At 62.0% G+C, this 14,223-nt stretch carries 14 protein-coding genes; 11 read left to right on the top strand and 3 right to left on the bottom strand.

Annotation, left to right across the window (positions count from 1 at the left end):
- Window positions 1-6 precede the first annotated feature (6 nt).
- Together QWJ46_RS02670 and QWJ46_RS02665 are read left to right on the top strand one after the other, a co-directional pair.
- Window positions 7-1,884: an ATP-binding protein gene (locus QWJ46_RS02670; protein WP_302748872.1), complete on the top strand. Its 1,878-nt coding sequence runs from the start codon at window positions 7-9 to the stop codon at window positions 1,882-1,884.
- A 3-nt stretch (window positions 1,885-1,887) separates the two neighbouring features.
- The gene (locus QWJ46_RS02665) at window positions 1,888-3,234 is read left to right on the top strand and encodes a sigma-54 dependent transcriptional regulator (RefSeq protein WP_302748871.1); all 1,347 of its coding nucleotides are present in this window, start codon (window positions 1,888-1,890) and stop codon (window positions 3,232-3,234) included.
- Between the two features lie 13 nt (window positions 3,235-3,247).
- Here QWJ46_RS02665 and QWJ46_RS02660 read toward each other — a convergent pair whose 3' ends face one another.
- Complete coding sequence (locus QWJ46_RS02660) at window positions 3,248-3,715, bottom strand: Lrp/AsnC family transcriptional regulator (protein WP_009992419.1); 468 nt, start codon at window positions 3,713-3,715, stop codon at window positions 3,248-3,250.
- A gap of 231 nt (window positions 3,716-3,946) precedes the next feature.
- Here QWJ46_RS02660 and trxB point away from each other — a divergent pair, with 231 nt between their 5' ends.
- From trxB to QWJ46_RS02630, 6 genes are all read left to right on the top strand, one after another.
- Complete coding sequence (trxB, locus tag QWJ46_RS02655) at window positions 3,947-4,921, top strand: thioredoxin-disulfide reductase (RefSeq protein WP_302748870.1); 975 nt, start codon at window positions 3,947-3,949, stop codon at window positions 4,919-4,921.
- Between the two features lie 22 nt (window positions 4,922-4,943).
- A complete protein-coding gene (locus QWJ46_RS02650) occupies window positions 4,944-5,840 on the top strand; it encodes a LysR family transcriptional regulator VtlR (protein WP_085778879.1) in 897 nt (298 codons plus the stop codon).
- Between the two features lie 554 nt (window positions 5,841-6,394).
- Window positions 6,395-6,688 carry a helix-turn-helix transcriptional regulator gene (locus QWJ46_RS02645; protein ID WP_302748869.1) on the top strand — a complete coding sequence of 98 codons (294 nt, stop codon included), beginning with the start codon at window positions 6,395-6,397 and terminating at the stop codon, window positions 6,686-6,688.
- A gap of 1 nt (window position 6,689) precedes the next feature.
- Window positions 6,690-7,856 (top strand): MFS transporter, encoded by a 1,167-nt coding sequence (locus QWJ46_RS02640; protein ID WP_302748868.1) that lies wholly within the window; start codon window positions 6,690-6,692, stop codon window positions 7,854-7,856.
- Window positions 7,857-7,881: 25 nt separating this feature from the next.
- On the top strand, window positions 7,882-9,006 hold the full coding sequence (locus QWJ46_RS02635) for an alkene reductase (protein ID WP_302748867.1): 1,125 nt from the start codon (window positions 7,882-7,884) through the stop codon (window positions 9,004-9,006).
- 72 nt (window positions 9,007-9,078) lie between these two features.
- The gene (locus tag QWJ46_RS02630; RefSeq protein WP_302748907.1) at window positions 9,079-9,879 is read left to right on the top strand and encodes an aminoglycoside phosphotransferase family protein; all 801 of its coding nucleotides are present in this window, start codon (window positions 9,079-9,081) and stop codon (window positions 9,877-9,879) included.
- Here the strand turns inward: QWJ46_RS02630 and QWJ46_RS02625 are convergent.
- Window positions 9,876-10,898: an NAD-dependent epimerase/dehydratase family protein gene (locus tag QWJ46_RS02625; RefSeq protein ID WP_302748866.1), complete on the bottom strand. Its 1,023-nt coding sequence runs from the start codon at window positions 10,896-10,898 to the stop codon at window positions 9,876-9,878. The two genes, QWJ46_RS02630 and QWJ46_RS02625, sit on opposite strands and share 4 nt — an antisense overlap.
- A gap of 94 nt (window positions 10,899-10,992) precedes the next feature.
- Here QWJ46_RS02625 and QWJ46_RS02620 point away from each other — a divergent pair, with 94 nt between their 5' ends.
- Entirely contained in the window at window positions 10,993-11,895 is a 903-nt protein-coding gene (locus QWJ46_RS02620; protein WP_302748865.1) for a LysR family transcriptional regulator, read from the top strand.
- A gap of 58 nt (window positions 11,896-11,953) precedes the next feature.
- Window positions 11,954-12,463, top strand: a complete 510-nt coding sequence (locus QWJ46_RS02615; RefSeq protein ID WP_302748864.1) for a GrpB family protein — start codon at window positions 11,954-11,956, stop codon at window positions 12,461-12,463.
- A 105-nt stretch (window positions 12,464-12,568) separates the two neighbouring features.
- Here the strand turns inward: QWJ46_RS02615 and QWJ46_RS02610 are convergent, their stop codons facing one another.
- Window positions 12,569-12,856 carry a DUF2188 domain-containing protein gene (locus tag QWJ46_RS02610; RefSeq protein WP_064804010.1) on the bottom strand — a complete coding sequence of 96 codons (288 nt, stop codon included), beginning with the start codon at window positions 12,854-12,856 and terminating at the stop codon, window positions 12,569-12,571.
- A 230-nt stretch (window positions 12,857-13,086) separates the two neighbouring features.
- Between QWJ46_RS02610 and QWJ46_RS02605 the strand changes: the two genes are divergently transcribed.
- On the top strand, window positions 13,087-14,184 hold the full coding sequence (locus tag QWJ46_RS02605) for a calcium:proton antiporter (protein WP_184454213.1): 1,098 nt from the start codon (window positions 13,087-13,089) through the stop codon (window positions 14,182-14,184).
- The last annotated feature ends 39 nt before the right edge of the window (window positions 14,185-14,223 follow it).

Genomic DNA, 14,223 nt, shown 5'->3' with positions numbered 1-14,223 from the left:
CGAAAAATGCACAAATCCGCCATGTCCTTGTCCGTTTCACAAAGGCTGTGGCCCTCCCTGCCCCTCCAGCACCGCATCCGCCGGATGTGGTGGCTGTTTGCGGCCGCCGCCCTGCTGGCTGTGATCGCTAGCCTGTGGGCAAGCGGCGAGCTTGGCCGCCAACGGGCCGAGACGGCTCTCGAAGAGCAGGCCCGCACGGATGCCAGTCTGAACGCAGCATTGCTGCGCACGGTTCTCGAAAAATTCCGGGCCTTGCCCTTCGTCCTGTCGCAGGACAATGCGCTCGCCGCCGCGCTGGCAGAGCGCGATGCCGCCACGTTTGAGCAGCTGAGCCGCAAGCTGGAAATGCTGGCGACGGGCACCAAAGCGGCCGTCATCTATGTCATCGACAAGCACGGCATGGCTGTTTCTGCCAGCAACTGGCGCGAGCCGACGAGCTTCGTCGGCAACGACTATCGCTTCAGGGAATATTATCAGGGTGCGGTCGCCCGTGGCCAGGCCGAACACTTCGCGCTCGGCACCGTCAGCAAGGAACCTGGCCTCTATATCTCGCAGCGCATCTCCGACGGCAACAACAGCCTGCTCGGGGTCGTCGTGGTCAAGGTGGAATTCGACGATGTTGAGGCAGATTGGAATGCCACGGATGCCCCGTCTTACGTCGTTGACGACCGTGGCATCATTCTCATCACCAGCATTCCCTCATGGCGGTTCATGACGATCGGCCAGATCGCCGAGGACCGGCTGACGGCGATCCGCGAAAGCCTCCAGTTCGGTGATGCGCCACTCCAGCCCCTTCCGCTCGACATAGTCCGAAATCTCGGCGACAGGCTCGACGTCGTCGAGATAGTCATGCCGGGCGGCGCCGGCAAAACCAGCTTTCTCGATGTCGGAGCACCCGTTCCGGAAACCGCATGGCGCCTTCAGCATCTTGTGGCGCTCGGCCCTTCGATCGATGCGGGGGTTCGCGAAGCCCGCATGCTGGCGCTGCTGACGCTGCTGCCAGTGCTGTCGGGAGCGGCCTTTCTGCTGCGCCGCCGCCAGACGATCACGCTCAGGATCTTCAGCGAACAGCAGGCGCGCGAAGAACTGGAACGGCGCGTGGCCGAGCGGACGCTCGATCTTAGCCAGGCGCGGGATCGCCTGCAGGCCGAGATCACCGGTCACCGCAGCACGGAGCAGAAGCTCCAGGCGGTGCAGCAGGATCTGGTGCAGGCCAACCGGCTGGCAATCCTCGGTCAGGTGGCGGCCGGCGTCGCCCATGAGATCAACCAGCCGGTGGCGACCATCCGCGCCTATGCCGACAATGCCCGCACCTTCCTCGAGCGCGGCCAGACCGCGCCTGCCGGCGAAAATCTTCAGAACATCGCGGCGCTGACGGAGCGTATCGGCACGATCACCGAGGAGTTGAAGACCTTCGCCCGCAAGGGCCGCAGCAGTGCCGAGCCGACTGGCCTGAGGGAAGTCATCGAGGGTGCGGTGATGCTGTTGCGCAGCCGCTTTGCCGGCCGCATGGACACCCTTGACATCGAGCTGCCGCCGGCCGCGCTGCAGGTCATGGGAAACCGGATCCGCCTCGAGCAGGTGCTCATCAATTTGCTTCAGAACGCCCTGGAGGCAGTCGCGCCGAAGGCCGAGGCGGGGCGCGTCGAGGTCAGGACATCAACCGATGCGGACATGGTGACCCTGACGGTCGTCGACAACGGCCCCGGCATTTCGCCTGAAATCCGCAAGGGCCTATTCACGCCGTTCAACACATCGAAGGAGAGTGGTCTCGGCCTCGGACTCGTCATTTCCAAGGATATTGTCGGCGATTACGGTGGCCGGATGGAGGTTGAGAGCAATGGCGCAGGAAGCCGGTTCATCGTTCATCTGAGGAAGGCTTAGGTCATGGACACACGGAGCCCGGTTGCGCTGATCGACGACGACAGGGACCTGCGCCGCGCCACCGCCCAGACGCTGGAGCTCGCCGGCTTCTCCGTTTCCGCCTATGACGGCGCCAAGGCGGCGCTGGCGGACCTGCCGGCGGACTTCGCCGGCCCCGTCGTCACCGATATTCGCATGCCCGAGATAGACGGGCTGCAACTCTTCGCCATGCTGCAAGGCATGGATGCCGACCTGCCGGTGATATTGATGACCGGCCACGGCGATATTCCGATGGCCGTCCAAGCCATTCAGGATGGCGCCTATGATTTCATCGCCAAACCCTTCCCCGCCGACAGGCTCGTCCAGAGCGTGCGTCGCGCCAGCGAAAAACGTCGGCTCGTTCTGGAAAACCGCATGCTGCGCAAGGCGGCCGAAGATGCGCAAGAGACTTTGCCGCTGATCGGCCAGACGCCCGTCATGGAGAATCTCAGAAAGATTCTTCGCCACATCGCCGATACCGACGTCGACGTGCTTGTGGCCGGCGAGACCGGCAGCGGCAAGGAAGTGGTCGCGCAGATCCTGCATCAGTGGAGCCACCGCCGGAAAGGCAATTTCGTGGCGCTGAACTGCGGCGCACTACCTGAGACCGTCATCGAAAGCGAGCTGTTCGGCCACGAGGCCGGCGCCTTTACCGGCGCGCAGAAGCGCCGGACCGGCCGCATCGAACATGCCAGCGGCGGCACGCTTTTCCTCGACGAGATCGAGAGCATGCCTCTCGCCACGCAGGTCAAGATGCTGAGGGTGCTGGAGATGCGCGAAATCAGCCCGCTCGGCACCAACGAGGTGCGCCCGGTCGATCTGCGCGTCGTCGCAGCCGCCAAGATCGACCTTGGCGATCCCGAAGTGCGAGGGGATTTTCGCGAGGATCTCTATTACCGGCTGAATGTCGTGACGATTTCCATTCCGCCGCTGAGGGAGCGCCGCGACGATATTCCGCTGCTGTTTTCCCATTTCGCCGCCCGCGCCGCCGAGCGCTTCCGCCGCGATGTCCCGCAGCTTTCAGAGAATGTCCGCCGGCATCTCGCCACCCATGCATGGCCGGGCAATGTCCGCGAGCTCTCCCACTATGCCGAACGGGTGGTGCTCGGCGTGGAAGGCGGCGGAGCGACGCTCGTTCCCGCGCAACCGACGGGCGGCACGCTGCCCGAACGGCTGGAACGCTACGAGGCGGAGATCATCCGCGAGGCGCTCGCAGCCAATGACGGCGACGTGCGCGGCACCATCGAGGCGCTCGGCATTCCGAGAAAGACGTTTTACGACAAGCTCCAGCGCCACGGCATCAACCGGGGCGGCTATGCCGCGCGGAAGTAATCGCGAAGTCGCATTAGACTTCGACCAGTCCGAGCTTCTTCACTTGCCGGATCGTCAGCATGGTGCGCACGGTGTCGACATGTTCGTTCGCCGTCAGCACCTCGATGACAAAATCCTGGAAGTGGGTGAGATTTTCCGCCACGCAATGCAGCAGGAAATCGCTGTCACCCGAAACCATCCAAGCCTGGCGCACCAGCGGCCACTCGGTGGTGGCGGCGGCAAACGCCTTGAGGTTTCCTTCAGACTGGTGTTTGAGGCCGACCATGCAGAAAGCAACCAGATCAAAGCCGAGCTTCGGGCTGTTCAGCATGGCGTGGTAGCCCTCGATAATACCGGCTTCCTCGAGCTTGCGCACCCGGCGCAGACAGGGTGGCGCCGAGATGCCGACCCGGTCGGCGAGTTCGACATTGGTCATGCGGCCATCGGCTTGCAGCTCCCGGAGGATCTTTATGTCGATGACGTCGAGTTCCGTGCGACCCACACCGTGGCCTTTCTTTAATTCTTCGCGGCGAGCTTCTATATAAAGCGGCGGAATACGCAAGAAAGTTTCAAGCCGATGACGGATTCTTGCACAGCGAGGCGATTTGCCTTGTTGGTAATGCAAGGCTGCCCTTGAATAATAGCATTGGACGTTCATAAATGGCGCATGGACCGCGAAACGGCCGCAATCGCCTTTTAGCCGCCGCCCTCCTGCCAGTCGAAAGGAAATGACATGCCCGCCCGCCACACGAAGGTGCTCATCATCGGTTCCGGACCCGCCGGCTATACTGCCGCGGTCTATGCCGCGCGCGCCATGCTGAAGCCGGTTCTGATCGCCGGCCTCGAACAGGGCGGCCAGCTGATGATCACCACCGATGTCGAGAACTATCCGGGCTTTGCCGATCCGATCCAGGGCCCCTGGCTGATGGACCAAATGCTGCAGCAGGCAAAACATGTCGGCGCCGAGATCGTCAGCGACCTCGTGACCGAAGTCGACCTGAATCAGCGTCCTTTCGTCGCCCGGACCGACAGCGGCCAGGTATGGACCGCGGATACGCTGATCATCGCCACCGGCGCCAAGGCCAAGTGGCTGGGCATCGAAGGCGAGCAGCATTTCCAGGGCTTCGGCGTTTCGGCCTGCGCCACCTGCGACGGTTTCTTCTATCGCAACAAGGACGTCATCGTGGTCGGCGGCGGCAACAGCGCCGTCGAAGAGGCGCTCTATCTCTCCAACATCGCGAAGTCGGTCACATTGGTGCACCGCCGCGACTCCTTCCGCGCCGAGAAGATCCTGCAGGAACGCCTGTTCGCCAAGGAAAACGTCGAGGTGCTGTGGAACAGCGAGGTGGCCGAGATCACCGGCACGCCGGCCAAGCCGCCAATGCCGCAATCCGTGACTGGCGCGCGTCTGCGCGACGTCAGAACCGGTGCGATCACCGAGATGCCGATCGACGGCGTCTTCGTCGCGATCGGCCATGCCCCGGCGACCGAGCTTTTCAACGGCAAGCTGAAGCTGAAGGACAATGGCTATCTCTGGACTGCGCCGGATTCGACCGCGACCAGCTTGGAGGGGGTCTATGCCGCCGGCGACGTGACCGACGATACGTTCCGCCAGGCAATCACCGCCGCCGGCTTGGGGTGCATGGCAGCGCTCGAAGCCGAGCGATATCTGACGGGCCACATGCCTATCGCCGTGGCTGCGGAGTAAGACCGGCATGAGGGGCGGGGGAATGCCATTGGATTGGGACAAGCTGCGTATTTTCCACGCAGCGGCCGAGGCGGGTTCGTTCACGCACGCGGCGGACAAACTGCATCTGTCCCAATCCGCCATCAGCCGCCAGGTCAGCGCGCTGGAGCAGGATGTCGGCACCAAGCTGTTTCACCGCCACGCACGCGGCCTCATCCTGACGGAACAAGGCGAACTGCTCTACCGCACCGCCCATGACGTGCTGCTGAAGCTCGAAACCGTCAAGATGCAGCTCACCGAGACGACCGAGACGCCGTCGGGCAAGCTGCGCGTGACGACGACGGTCGGTCTCGGCCAGGGCTGGCTGACCGACAAGATCCAGGAATTCCTGCAGCTTTATCCCGATGTGCAGATCCAGCTGATCCTCGACAACGAGGAAGTGGATGTGAACATGCGCCACGCCGACTGCGCAATCCGTCTGCGTCAGCCGCAGCAGTCCGACCTCATCCAGCGCAAGCTCTTCACCGTGCACATGCACGTCTACGCCGCTCCCTCCTACATCAACCGCCATGGCGAGCCGCAGAAGATCGAGGATCTCGACAATCACCGCATCATCACCTTCGGCGAGCCGGCTCCGAGCTACCTGCTTGACGTCAACTGGCTTGAGGTCGCCGGCCGCTCCTCCGACAACAAGCGCATTCCGCATCTGCAGATCAACAGCCAGACCTCGATCAAGCGCGCCTGCCTGCTCGGAATCGGCGTCGCCTGCCTCCCGGATTATATCGTCGGCCGCGACCCCGGCCTGATTCAGCTGCCGATCAATGCGGACGTGCCGTCTTTCGACACGTATTTTTGTTATCCTGACGAGATCAAGAATGCCGCCAAGCTGAAAGCTTTCCGCGATTTCATTGTCAGCAAAGCCAGAAACTGGAATTTTTAAGCCAGATTTATGGAATGATTTCCATACTATGCGGTGAGCGCATGACTGGCATGCACAAATGAGGGTTGCCGTTTGCCCATTAAACCACCATATCGCACATAGCTGATGCACATGGTGGCTTTTCCTCCCAGTTCCACCGCATTAGCTGTTCCCCTCTGGAGGTTTTTGAACCTTCACACTTATAAGGGCCCTGGTTTTCCAGCGGCCCTCTTTTTTTGCCTTGCCGCTTCGGAAAATGCCGCGTCGCAAAAAAATTGTGCGGCGCATAACAGGTATGCACAAAAAAGCATTGAAACCTGCCTAAGGAAGCACCATATCCAACTCAGCTGATGCATTTCGTGGTTTCTCTCCCAGTTCCACCGCATTAGCTGTTCCCCTCTGGAGGTTATTGACCTTCACAATTCAAAGGGCCCTGGTTTTCCGGTGGCCCTCTTTTTTTTGCCCAAAATTTGCTCAATCGACAAAAGCAGCCGCCTCACGTCTCCGTGATTTGCATATCGGCATCCGACGATCGATATATCGTTCATACACGATTTATAGTTCGGTAAACGACGATGGACAAAGACGAGATCATCAAGGCCCTCGCCCACCCCACCCGGATGGACATTCTGAGCTGGCTGAAGAATCCCGAGGAACATTTCCCCACGCAGGAGCATCCCTTTGAAATGGGCGTCTGCGCCAGCCAGTTCGAGCGCTGCGGCCTATCTCAATCCACCGTCTCGGCCCATCTCGGAACCCTGCAGCGCGCCGGCCTCGTCACCACCAAACGTGTCGGCCAGTGGATCTTCTACAAGCGCAACGAAGAAACGATCGCTGCTTTCCTCAGGCAGTTGACACAGGATCTTTAGAATGCCCCTCGCCCTTCTCGTCCTCGCCTTGAGCTCCTTTGCGATAGGCACGACCGAATTCGTCATTATGGGTCTGCTGCCGGAGGTCGCCGCCGATCTCTCGGTGACGATCCCGCAAGCAGGATGGCTGGTCACGGGCTATGCGCTGGCGGTTGCGATCGGCGCTCCTGTCATGGCGATTTCGACTGCGAAGCTGAAGCGCCGTACGGCACTGATTGCGCTGATGGCCTTCTTCATCGCCGGCAACCTGCTTTGTGCTCTGGCGAGCGATTATTGGGTGCTGATGATCGCCCGCATCGTGACCGCGCTCTGCCACGGCGCCTTCTTCGGCATCGGTTCGGTCGTCGCCGCCGGCCTCGTCGTCGAAGACCGCAAAGCCCGCGCCGTCGCGCTGATGTTCACCGGTCTGACCCTTGCCAACGTCCTTGGCGTGCCGCTCGGCACCGCAATCGGCCAGGCCTATGGCTGGCGCGCCACGTTCGGCGTCGTCACCGTTATCGGCATCATCACCATATCAGGCCTGATCGCCATCCTGCCGAAGGACAAGAAACAGGAAAGCGGCAGCATCCTGCGCGAGATCGCGGCACTCAGGAATGGCGGCCTGTGGCTGGCGCTTTCCACCACCGTCTTCTTCGCCGCCTCGATGTTCGCCCTCTTCACCTATATCGCGCCGCTCTTGCGTGACGTCACCGGCGTTTCGCCTGAGGGCGTCACCTGGACGCTGTTCCTGATCGGCCTCGGTCTGACCGTCGGCAATCTCATCGGCGGCAAGCTTGCCGATTGGCGCCTCGGCGTCACACTTGCCGGGGTCTTCACCGCGATCGCCGTCACCTCGATTGCCTTCAGTTATACGAGCCGCCTCTTCATCCCGGCTGAGATCACCCGCTTCCTCTGGGCGACCGCAAGCTTTGCCGCCGTGCCGGCGCTCCAGGTCGGCTTCGTCGGCTTCGGCAAGGATGCGCCGAACCTCGTCTCGACGATCAACATCGGCGCCTTCAACACCGGCAATGCGCTCGGCGCCTGGGCGGGCGGCCTGGTCATCGAAGCCGGCTTCGATCTCACCCTCGTTCCGCTCGCCGCAGCCCTGATGGCCCTGATCGGCCTGGGTGCGACGGCGCTCACCTATCTCTCCGCCAGAGGCCGAGCCGCTCTCGCCCCCGCCGAGTGATCCTCCCGCAAAAGAAAGGACCATCATGGCCAAGCTTTTCGAACCCGCCAAGGTTGGCGACATCGCCGTCAAGAACCGTATCGTCATGGCGCCGCTTACCCGCAACCGTTCGCCAGGTGCGATCCCCAACGACCTCAATGTCGAATATTACCGCCAGCGCGCCACGGCGGGTCTGATCATCACCGAAGCGACCGCGATCACCCATCAGGGCCAGGGTTATGCCGACGTGCCCGGCCTTTACAGCACGGAAGCGCTCGACGGCTGGAAGCGTGTGACCGATGCCGTCCACGCAGCCGGCGGCAGGATCGTCGTCCAGATGTGGCATGTCGGCCGTATCTCGCACACGACGCTGCAGCCGGACGGCGGCAAGCCGGTGTCCTCGACCAATCGCGTCGCCAAGGCCAAGACCTATCTGGTCAATGCCGACGGCAGCGGCAGCTTTGCCGATACCTCCGAGCCGCGTGCACTCGAAACCTCCGAAATCCCCGGCATCATCGAGGATTACCGCAAGGCAGCCCGCGCGGCCATCTATGCCGGATTCGACGGTGTCGAGATCCACGGCGCCAATGGCTACCTGCTCGATCAGTTCATCCGCGACGGCGTCAACGACCGCACCGATCAATATGGCGGCGCGATCGAAAACCGCACCCGCCTGACCTTCGAGGTCGTCGATGCCGTGGTTAGGGAAGTCGGCGCAGGCCGTACCGCAATCCGCATCTCGCCGGTGACGCCGTCGGGCGAAAGCTACGATTCCAATCCGCAGGCGACCTTCACCCGTGTCGTCGAGGGGCTGGCCAGATACGGCCTCGCCTATATCCACGTCATCGAAGGCCAGACCGGCGGTGAGCGCGACTACAAGCAGGGGGATAACCCCTCCTTCGATTACAAGGCACTGCGCCAGGCCTATGAAAAAGCCGGCGGCAAGGCGAGCTGGATGGTCAATAACGGTTATGACCGCGATCTCGCGATCGACGCCGCCGAAAGCGGCCGCGCCGATCTCGTCGCCTTCGGCAAGCCCTTCATCGCCAATCCCGATCTAGTCGAGCGGCTGGCAAAGAACCTGCCGCTCAACACGCCCGACCAGTCGACCTTCTACGGCGGCACCGCCAAGGGCTACCTCGACTATCCCACATTAGAAAAGGTCGCCTGAGATTTCCCATACGCATCAAGAAATCCCGCCGAGAGGCGGGATTTCTGCGTTCAGTATCCCTATATGAGGGGCATGTTTGCCCCCTATCTCGATCGCTGGTCGCTCATGTCGGACGGCGAGCCCATCATCACCCATTCGAGCCGCCTGCTCCCTGTCCTCTGGCAGGAGAGGCCCGCCATGCTGAAAGTTGCGACCGATATCGATGAACGATACGGCGCACTGCTGATGCAGTGGTGGGACGGCGACGGCGCAGCTCATGTCTATGCCCACGAAGGTGACGCCGTATTGCTGGAAAGGGCAACCGGGAAACGCTCCCTGCTGGCCATGGCGATGGACGGAGAAGACGACGAGGCGAGCCGCATTCTCTGCCGCACCGCCGCCCGGCTGCACGCACCGCGCGAAAGACCACTCCCCAATCCCATTCCCCTCACCCGCTGGTTCCGCGATCTCGAGCCGGCCGCCTGCAAACATGGAGGCACGCTTGCCGATTGCTCGGCGATCGCCAACGCCCTTCTTGCCGATCCGCGCGATCTCTCCGTCCTCCATGGCGACATCCACCACGGCAACATTCTCGATTTCGAGGCGCGCGGCTGGTTGGCGATCGATCCGAAACGGCTCCACGGCGAGCGCGGTTTCGATTTCGCCAATATCTTCGCCAACGAGGAATTGCCAACCATCACCGACCCCGCCCGCTTCCGCCGCCAGCTCGCCATCGTCTCTGCGGAGGCGGGGCTGGAGCCGAAGCGGCTGCTGCAATGGATCGCCGCTTATTCCGGTCTTTCCGCAGCCTGGTTCCTTGGCGACCCCAATATCGAGCAGGCGGAGACGGCCTTGATGGTTGCGCGGATCGCGCTGGCCGAGCTGGCGGCCTAAGGCGCCTTCTGCAGCGTATGCCCGATAAAGGCGGCCGCGGTGTCACGATGCGCTTCCGGCAGGCAGCCGAGCGCCACCAGTGAGGCCCTCACCGCCTCGTCGATCGGTGTCTGCGGCTCCTTGCTAAGTTCGGCGACAAGCTTGGCGTTGTTCATCCTGAGCGGCACTTTCCAGAGATAGCGCATCTCCTTGATCTCCCGCATGACCGGAACGAAAGGCGCGGCGAGCGGCACGATCCACCAGGGAAACCGCCCGATCTTCGCCTTGCCGCCGGCGACTCGCTTGATCGCTTCCGCCATCTGCATGCCATCCGCATCCCAGAAGCCATCCATATGATAGACGGCGAAGGGCGGCAGCCGATTGGCCCGCTCGACGAGCTGGGCGATGGTTTCCGCCATGTCGGGCAGATAGGTCCACTGATGGCCGACGCCGCGCCGCCCTGGATTCTTGATGGTGCCGACCGGCTTGCCCGGCGTCACCAACCCCGATGAGAACCAGCTATTGGCCGTTGCGCCCGGACCGAAGAAATCGCCGGCCCGGACGATGATCGCGGCGGTGCCGGATTGCGAAGCCGCCTTCAGCCGCTTCTCCATCTCGACGCGGATCGCTCCCTTCTTTGTAAGGGGATGCTGCGGGCTTTCCTCCGTCGGCGACTGCAGGGCGTCGGGACCAAAATTATAGACGTTGCCCGGCAGAACGATCCGCGCACCGACGACTCGAGCGGCAGCGATCGTATTGTCGAGCATCGGCAGCACCAGCCTTTCCCAATCGCGATAGCCGGGCGGATTGACCGCGTGGACAATCAGGCCAACACCTTCAGCCGCCTTCAGCACGTCGCCGGCATTCATCGCATCGCCCTGCACCCATTCGAATGCCGGCTCGTTCTTCGACGCCTTGGCGGCGTCACGGTTGAGCGCACTGATGCGCCATCCGCGGGCCAGAAGTTTGCGCGCGATCGCGCCGCCGATACCGCCGGTCGCGCCGAGAACCAGTGCCGTGATCTTCGTTTCTCCACTCATCGCAATCATCTCCTTCAATTGAATGAGATGACTATGCGCCTGCTCTCAGATAAACAAAATTGACGAAATAAGTGGATCTGCTATACAAAAACATATGACACTCGAGCCAAGCTGGGATTTCTACCGCAGTTTCCTGACCGTGCTTCAGCAAGGGTCGCTTTCGGCGGCCGCACGCGAACTGGGGCTGACCCAGCCGACCATTGGCCGCCATGTCGACGCTCTGGAACAGGCGATCGGCGCCGAGCTCTTCATCCGGTCGCCGAACGGCCTTGTGCCGACCGACGCCGCACAGGCGCTGAAACCCTATGCCGAAACGCTGGCGGCAACCGCCGCCGCCCTTTTGCGCACGGCATCCGGCGAGCGAGAGAGGGTAGCCGGAACGGTGAGGGTCAGCGCCAGCGAGGTCGTCGCCGTCGAAATCCTGCCTCGGATTCTCGGGCCGCTCCAGGAAGCCTATCCCGAACTTCACATCGAGCTCTCGGCATCCGATGCGATCGAAGATCTGGTAAATCGCGAGGCCGATATCGCCGTACGCATGGCCGAGCCGCAGCAGGATGCTCTCATCGTGCGCCGCATCGGCGACATCCCGATCGGCTTCCACGCCCACCGCCGCTATCTCGAACGGTACGGCATTCCGCAAACCATGGCGGACCTCGCCAACCACCGGCTCATCGGCTTCGAACGGCAGACGGCCTACGTCCGCATGGTGATGAAGCGCTATCCGGCGCCCGAAGGCATCAAATTCTCCTACAGGACCGACAGCAATCTCGCCCAGTTGTCTGCAATCCGTGCCGGGGTCGGCATCGGTCTCTGCCAGATCGGACTGGCACGAGAAAACCCCGACCTCGTGCATGTCCTGCCCGATGCGTTCGAGATTCCACTCGGCACATGGGTGGTCATGCACGAAAGCCTGAAGACCTCACCGCGCTGCCGCGCCACGTTCGACGCGCTGGTCAAGGGCCTCCGGACCTACCATCATCACTCGACCGGCGCGTAAGCAGAAAAACGAAATCGATTTTTGGTGAGAATCATGAGCAATCTCGCATCGGAGGGAGATGACGATGCACAAGCCGGTTGAACTCGTGAGCTACGATAGGGAATGGCCGAAAGCTTTCCAGCGCATCCGAGCCAAGCTGCTGGCTTTGCTGCCGCAGGCGCTCGCCATCGATCACGTCGGCAGCACGGCCATACCTGGTATGACCGCCAAGCCGCTCATCGATATCGACATCGTTCTTCCCGGTCTGGAGCATATCGAGCCCGCGACGCAGGTGCTTCTCTCGGAAAACTACGAGCCGCGCGGCAATCGCTACGATGACGAGGTCTGGGCATTCTTGTCGAGAGGTTCGGTGCCGGCCGAACGAGTCTACCTTTGCCCGGCCGGCAACGGCACGCATCGAAACAGGCTGGCTTTCCGGGATTATCTTACCGCGCATCCAAAGGCGGCGGCTGATTATGCCGCGCTCAAACGCAGGCTGGTAGCCGAATTCAGAATGGACGGCGATCGCTATACCGCTGAGAAGCGCGAATTCGTCGACACGATCGTCACACGGGCATTGAAGGGATAGAGCATGTCGCGCAAAACTGTGCGCAGTTTTGCGACAGCGGCACACGCAAAAACAAGGACCTAAAGCGCAGCGAGCGAATCTGAAAGATCGCGACGCGCTCTAGGGTTAATGTCCGGCGCTCTGCGAGGCTCCAGCCGATCGCTCCTGCCATAAGCCGTCGACCACCTCGGTTTCCGGCCGGTCGCCGCCCTCGGCATATTCCTCATGCCATTTGCCGTTTTCGTCCTGCCAGCTGATCTCGGCGGAATCGCCCCCGACTTGCTGTTCGGCCGCGACGATGCGCGCAGCTTCGAGCGCCTCGGCATGGGTCGGGAATGCCTCGGAATAGACGCCTCCCAGCCTGTAGGCCCAACCGCCGTCATGCGGCACGACTTCATAGACCACCTTGATCATGCATCCGTCTCCTCATCATCTTGTTGCGCATGCGCATGCTTCCGGACAGGGTCCGGATCATCGCGGCCGCGTGACGAGAATTCGAGGACGCCGCGATCTGCTTTCCGGCCCCGATGGCGTCAGTATTCCATTAAACGCCGAAGACTGCAAATAGCAGAGTGCAGCCGCGTGCTTCCCATCCGAAATCAGTGACTTAGTTAAAAGGCGTGAATCGCAACGGGAGCTGAGATTTGGGCATCGCGTCACGCCTTAAAGAGGAGAGGTTTCTGGTCACTGCACTCGTCGTCGCGGTGACCGCCTATCTTCTGGAGCATACAGTCATGGAGATGGGGCGCGGCCTGGCGCTCATCGCCGCCGCAGCACTCGTCGCCACCATCGTGCTCGCTTCGATCCGCGTCGCCTATCATGCCGAACTGCTCGCCGTCAAAGTCGGCGATCCCTACGGCACGATGATCCTGACACTTTCGGCCCTCGCCGTCGAAGTCATCATTCTCGCCATCATGATGAGCGGCGAAAGCTCTCCAACGCTGGTGCGCGACACGATCTATTCGGCCCTCATGCTCGATATCAACGGCATCCTCGGCCTCGCTGCCCTTCTGGGTGGCCTCAAGCACGGGGAGCAGCCCTACAACGACAATTCGGGCAAGACCTATGGCGTGATGATCCTCACCGCCATGGGCATTTCGATGATCGTGCCGGAATTCGTGCCGCGAGATCGGTGGCATTATTACTCCGCCTTCACCATCGTCGCGATGATCGCTCTCTACGGCCTCTTCCTGCGCATGCAGGTCGGCCAGCACAGCTATTTCTTCAGCTACAGCTACCCGCGCTCCGAGCGGAAGAAGGAAAGTCGCGACGAACACGGCATCAACGGACCGGCCGCCGTCTCGATCGCCACCATCCTCGTCGGCGTCGTCATCATCGGCCTGCTGGCGGAATTCATGTCGGCCTTCATGACCGAAGGCTTGCGCGACAGCGGCGCGCCGATCGCGGTAACGGCCGTCGTCGTCGCGGCGATTTCGGCCGCCCCCGAAATCCTGACCGCTTTGCGAGCGGCGCTCAAGAACCGGATGCAGGCAACCGTCAACATCGCCATGGGCGCCTCGCTATCGACGGTGATCCTGACGGTGCCCGTGATGGAAGCGATCGCGCTCTATACCGGCCAGCCCTTCATCATGGCGATGACCCCGGTGCAGACGGTGATGGTGACGATCACCTTGATTGCCGCGGCGATCAACCTCAATGACGGCGAGACAAACGCCATCGAGGGCATGACACATTTCATCCTCTTCGCCACCTTCGTCATGCTGACGGCTCTGGGGCTCTGAGGGCTCCCTCCCCGCGGAGGAAGGGAAGGAACACTCTGT

Origin of the sequence: Rhizobium sp. CBN3 (assembly GCF_030518245.1) — a bacterium.
Lineage (GTDB): Bacteria > Pseudomonadota > Alphaproteobacteria > Rhizobiales > Rhizobiaceae > Rhizobium > Rhizobium aethiopicum_A.
The sequence above is the reverse complement of the archived record's forward strand: the minus strand, read 5'-3'. Positions and strand labels throughout refer to the sequence as shown.

Excerpts from the sequence above, each read along its gene's own strand:
- QWJ46_RS02630 (WP_302748907.1), top strand. The coding sequence starts at position 9,079 with ATGTTTGCCCCCTATCTCGATCGCTGGTCGCTCATGTCGGACGGCGAG.
- QWJ46_RS02650 (WP_085778879.1), top strand. The coding sequence starts at position 4,944 with ATGCCATTGGATTGGGACAAGCTGCGTATTTTCCACGCAGCGGCCGAG.
- QWJ46_RS02625 (WP_302748866.1), bottom strand. The coding sequence starts at position 10,898 with ATGAGTGGAGAAACGAAGATCACGGCACTGGTTCTCGGCGCGACCGGC.
- QWJ46_RS02640 (WP_302748868.1), top strand. The coding sequence starts at position 6,690 with ATGCCCCTCGCCCTTCTCGTCCTCGCCTTGAGCTCCTTTGCGATAGGC.
- QWJ46_RS02615 (WP_302748864.1), top strand. The coding sequence starts at position 11,954 with ATGACGATGCACAAGCCGGTTGAACTCGTGAGCTACGATAGGGAATGG.
- QWJ46_RS02620 (WP_302748865.1), top strand. The coding sequence starts at position 10,993 with ATGACACTCGAGCCAAGCTGGGATTTCTACCGCAGTTTCCTGACCGTG.
- QWJ46_RS02665 (WP_302748871.1), top strand. The coding sequence starts at position 1,888 with ATGGACACACGGAGCCCGGTTGCGCTGATCGACGACGACAGGGACCTG.
- QWJ46_RS02635 (WP_302748867.1), top strand. The coding sequence starts at position 7,882 with ATGGCCAAGCTTTTCGAACCCGCCAAGGTTGGCGACATCGCCGTCAAG.
- QWJ46_RS02670 (WP_302748872.1), top strand. The coding sequence starts at position 7 with ATGCACAAATCCGCCATGTCCTTGTCCGTTTCACAAAGGCTGTGGCCC.
- QWJ46_RS02645 (WP_302748869.1), top strand. The coding sequence starts at position 6,395 with ATGGACAAAGACGAGATCATCAAGGCCCTCGCCCACCCCACCCGGATG.
- QWJ46_RS02610 (WP_064804010.1), bottom strand. The coding sequence starts at position 12,856 with ATGATCAAGGTGGTCTATGAAGTCGTGCCGCATGACGGCGGTTGGGCC.
- trxB (WP_302748870.1), top strand. The coding sequence starts at position 3,947 with ATGCCCGCCCGCCACACGAAGGTGCTCATCATCGGTTCCGGACCCGCC.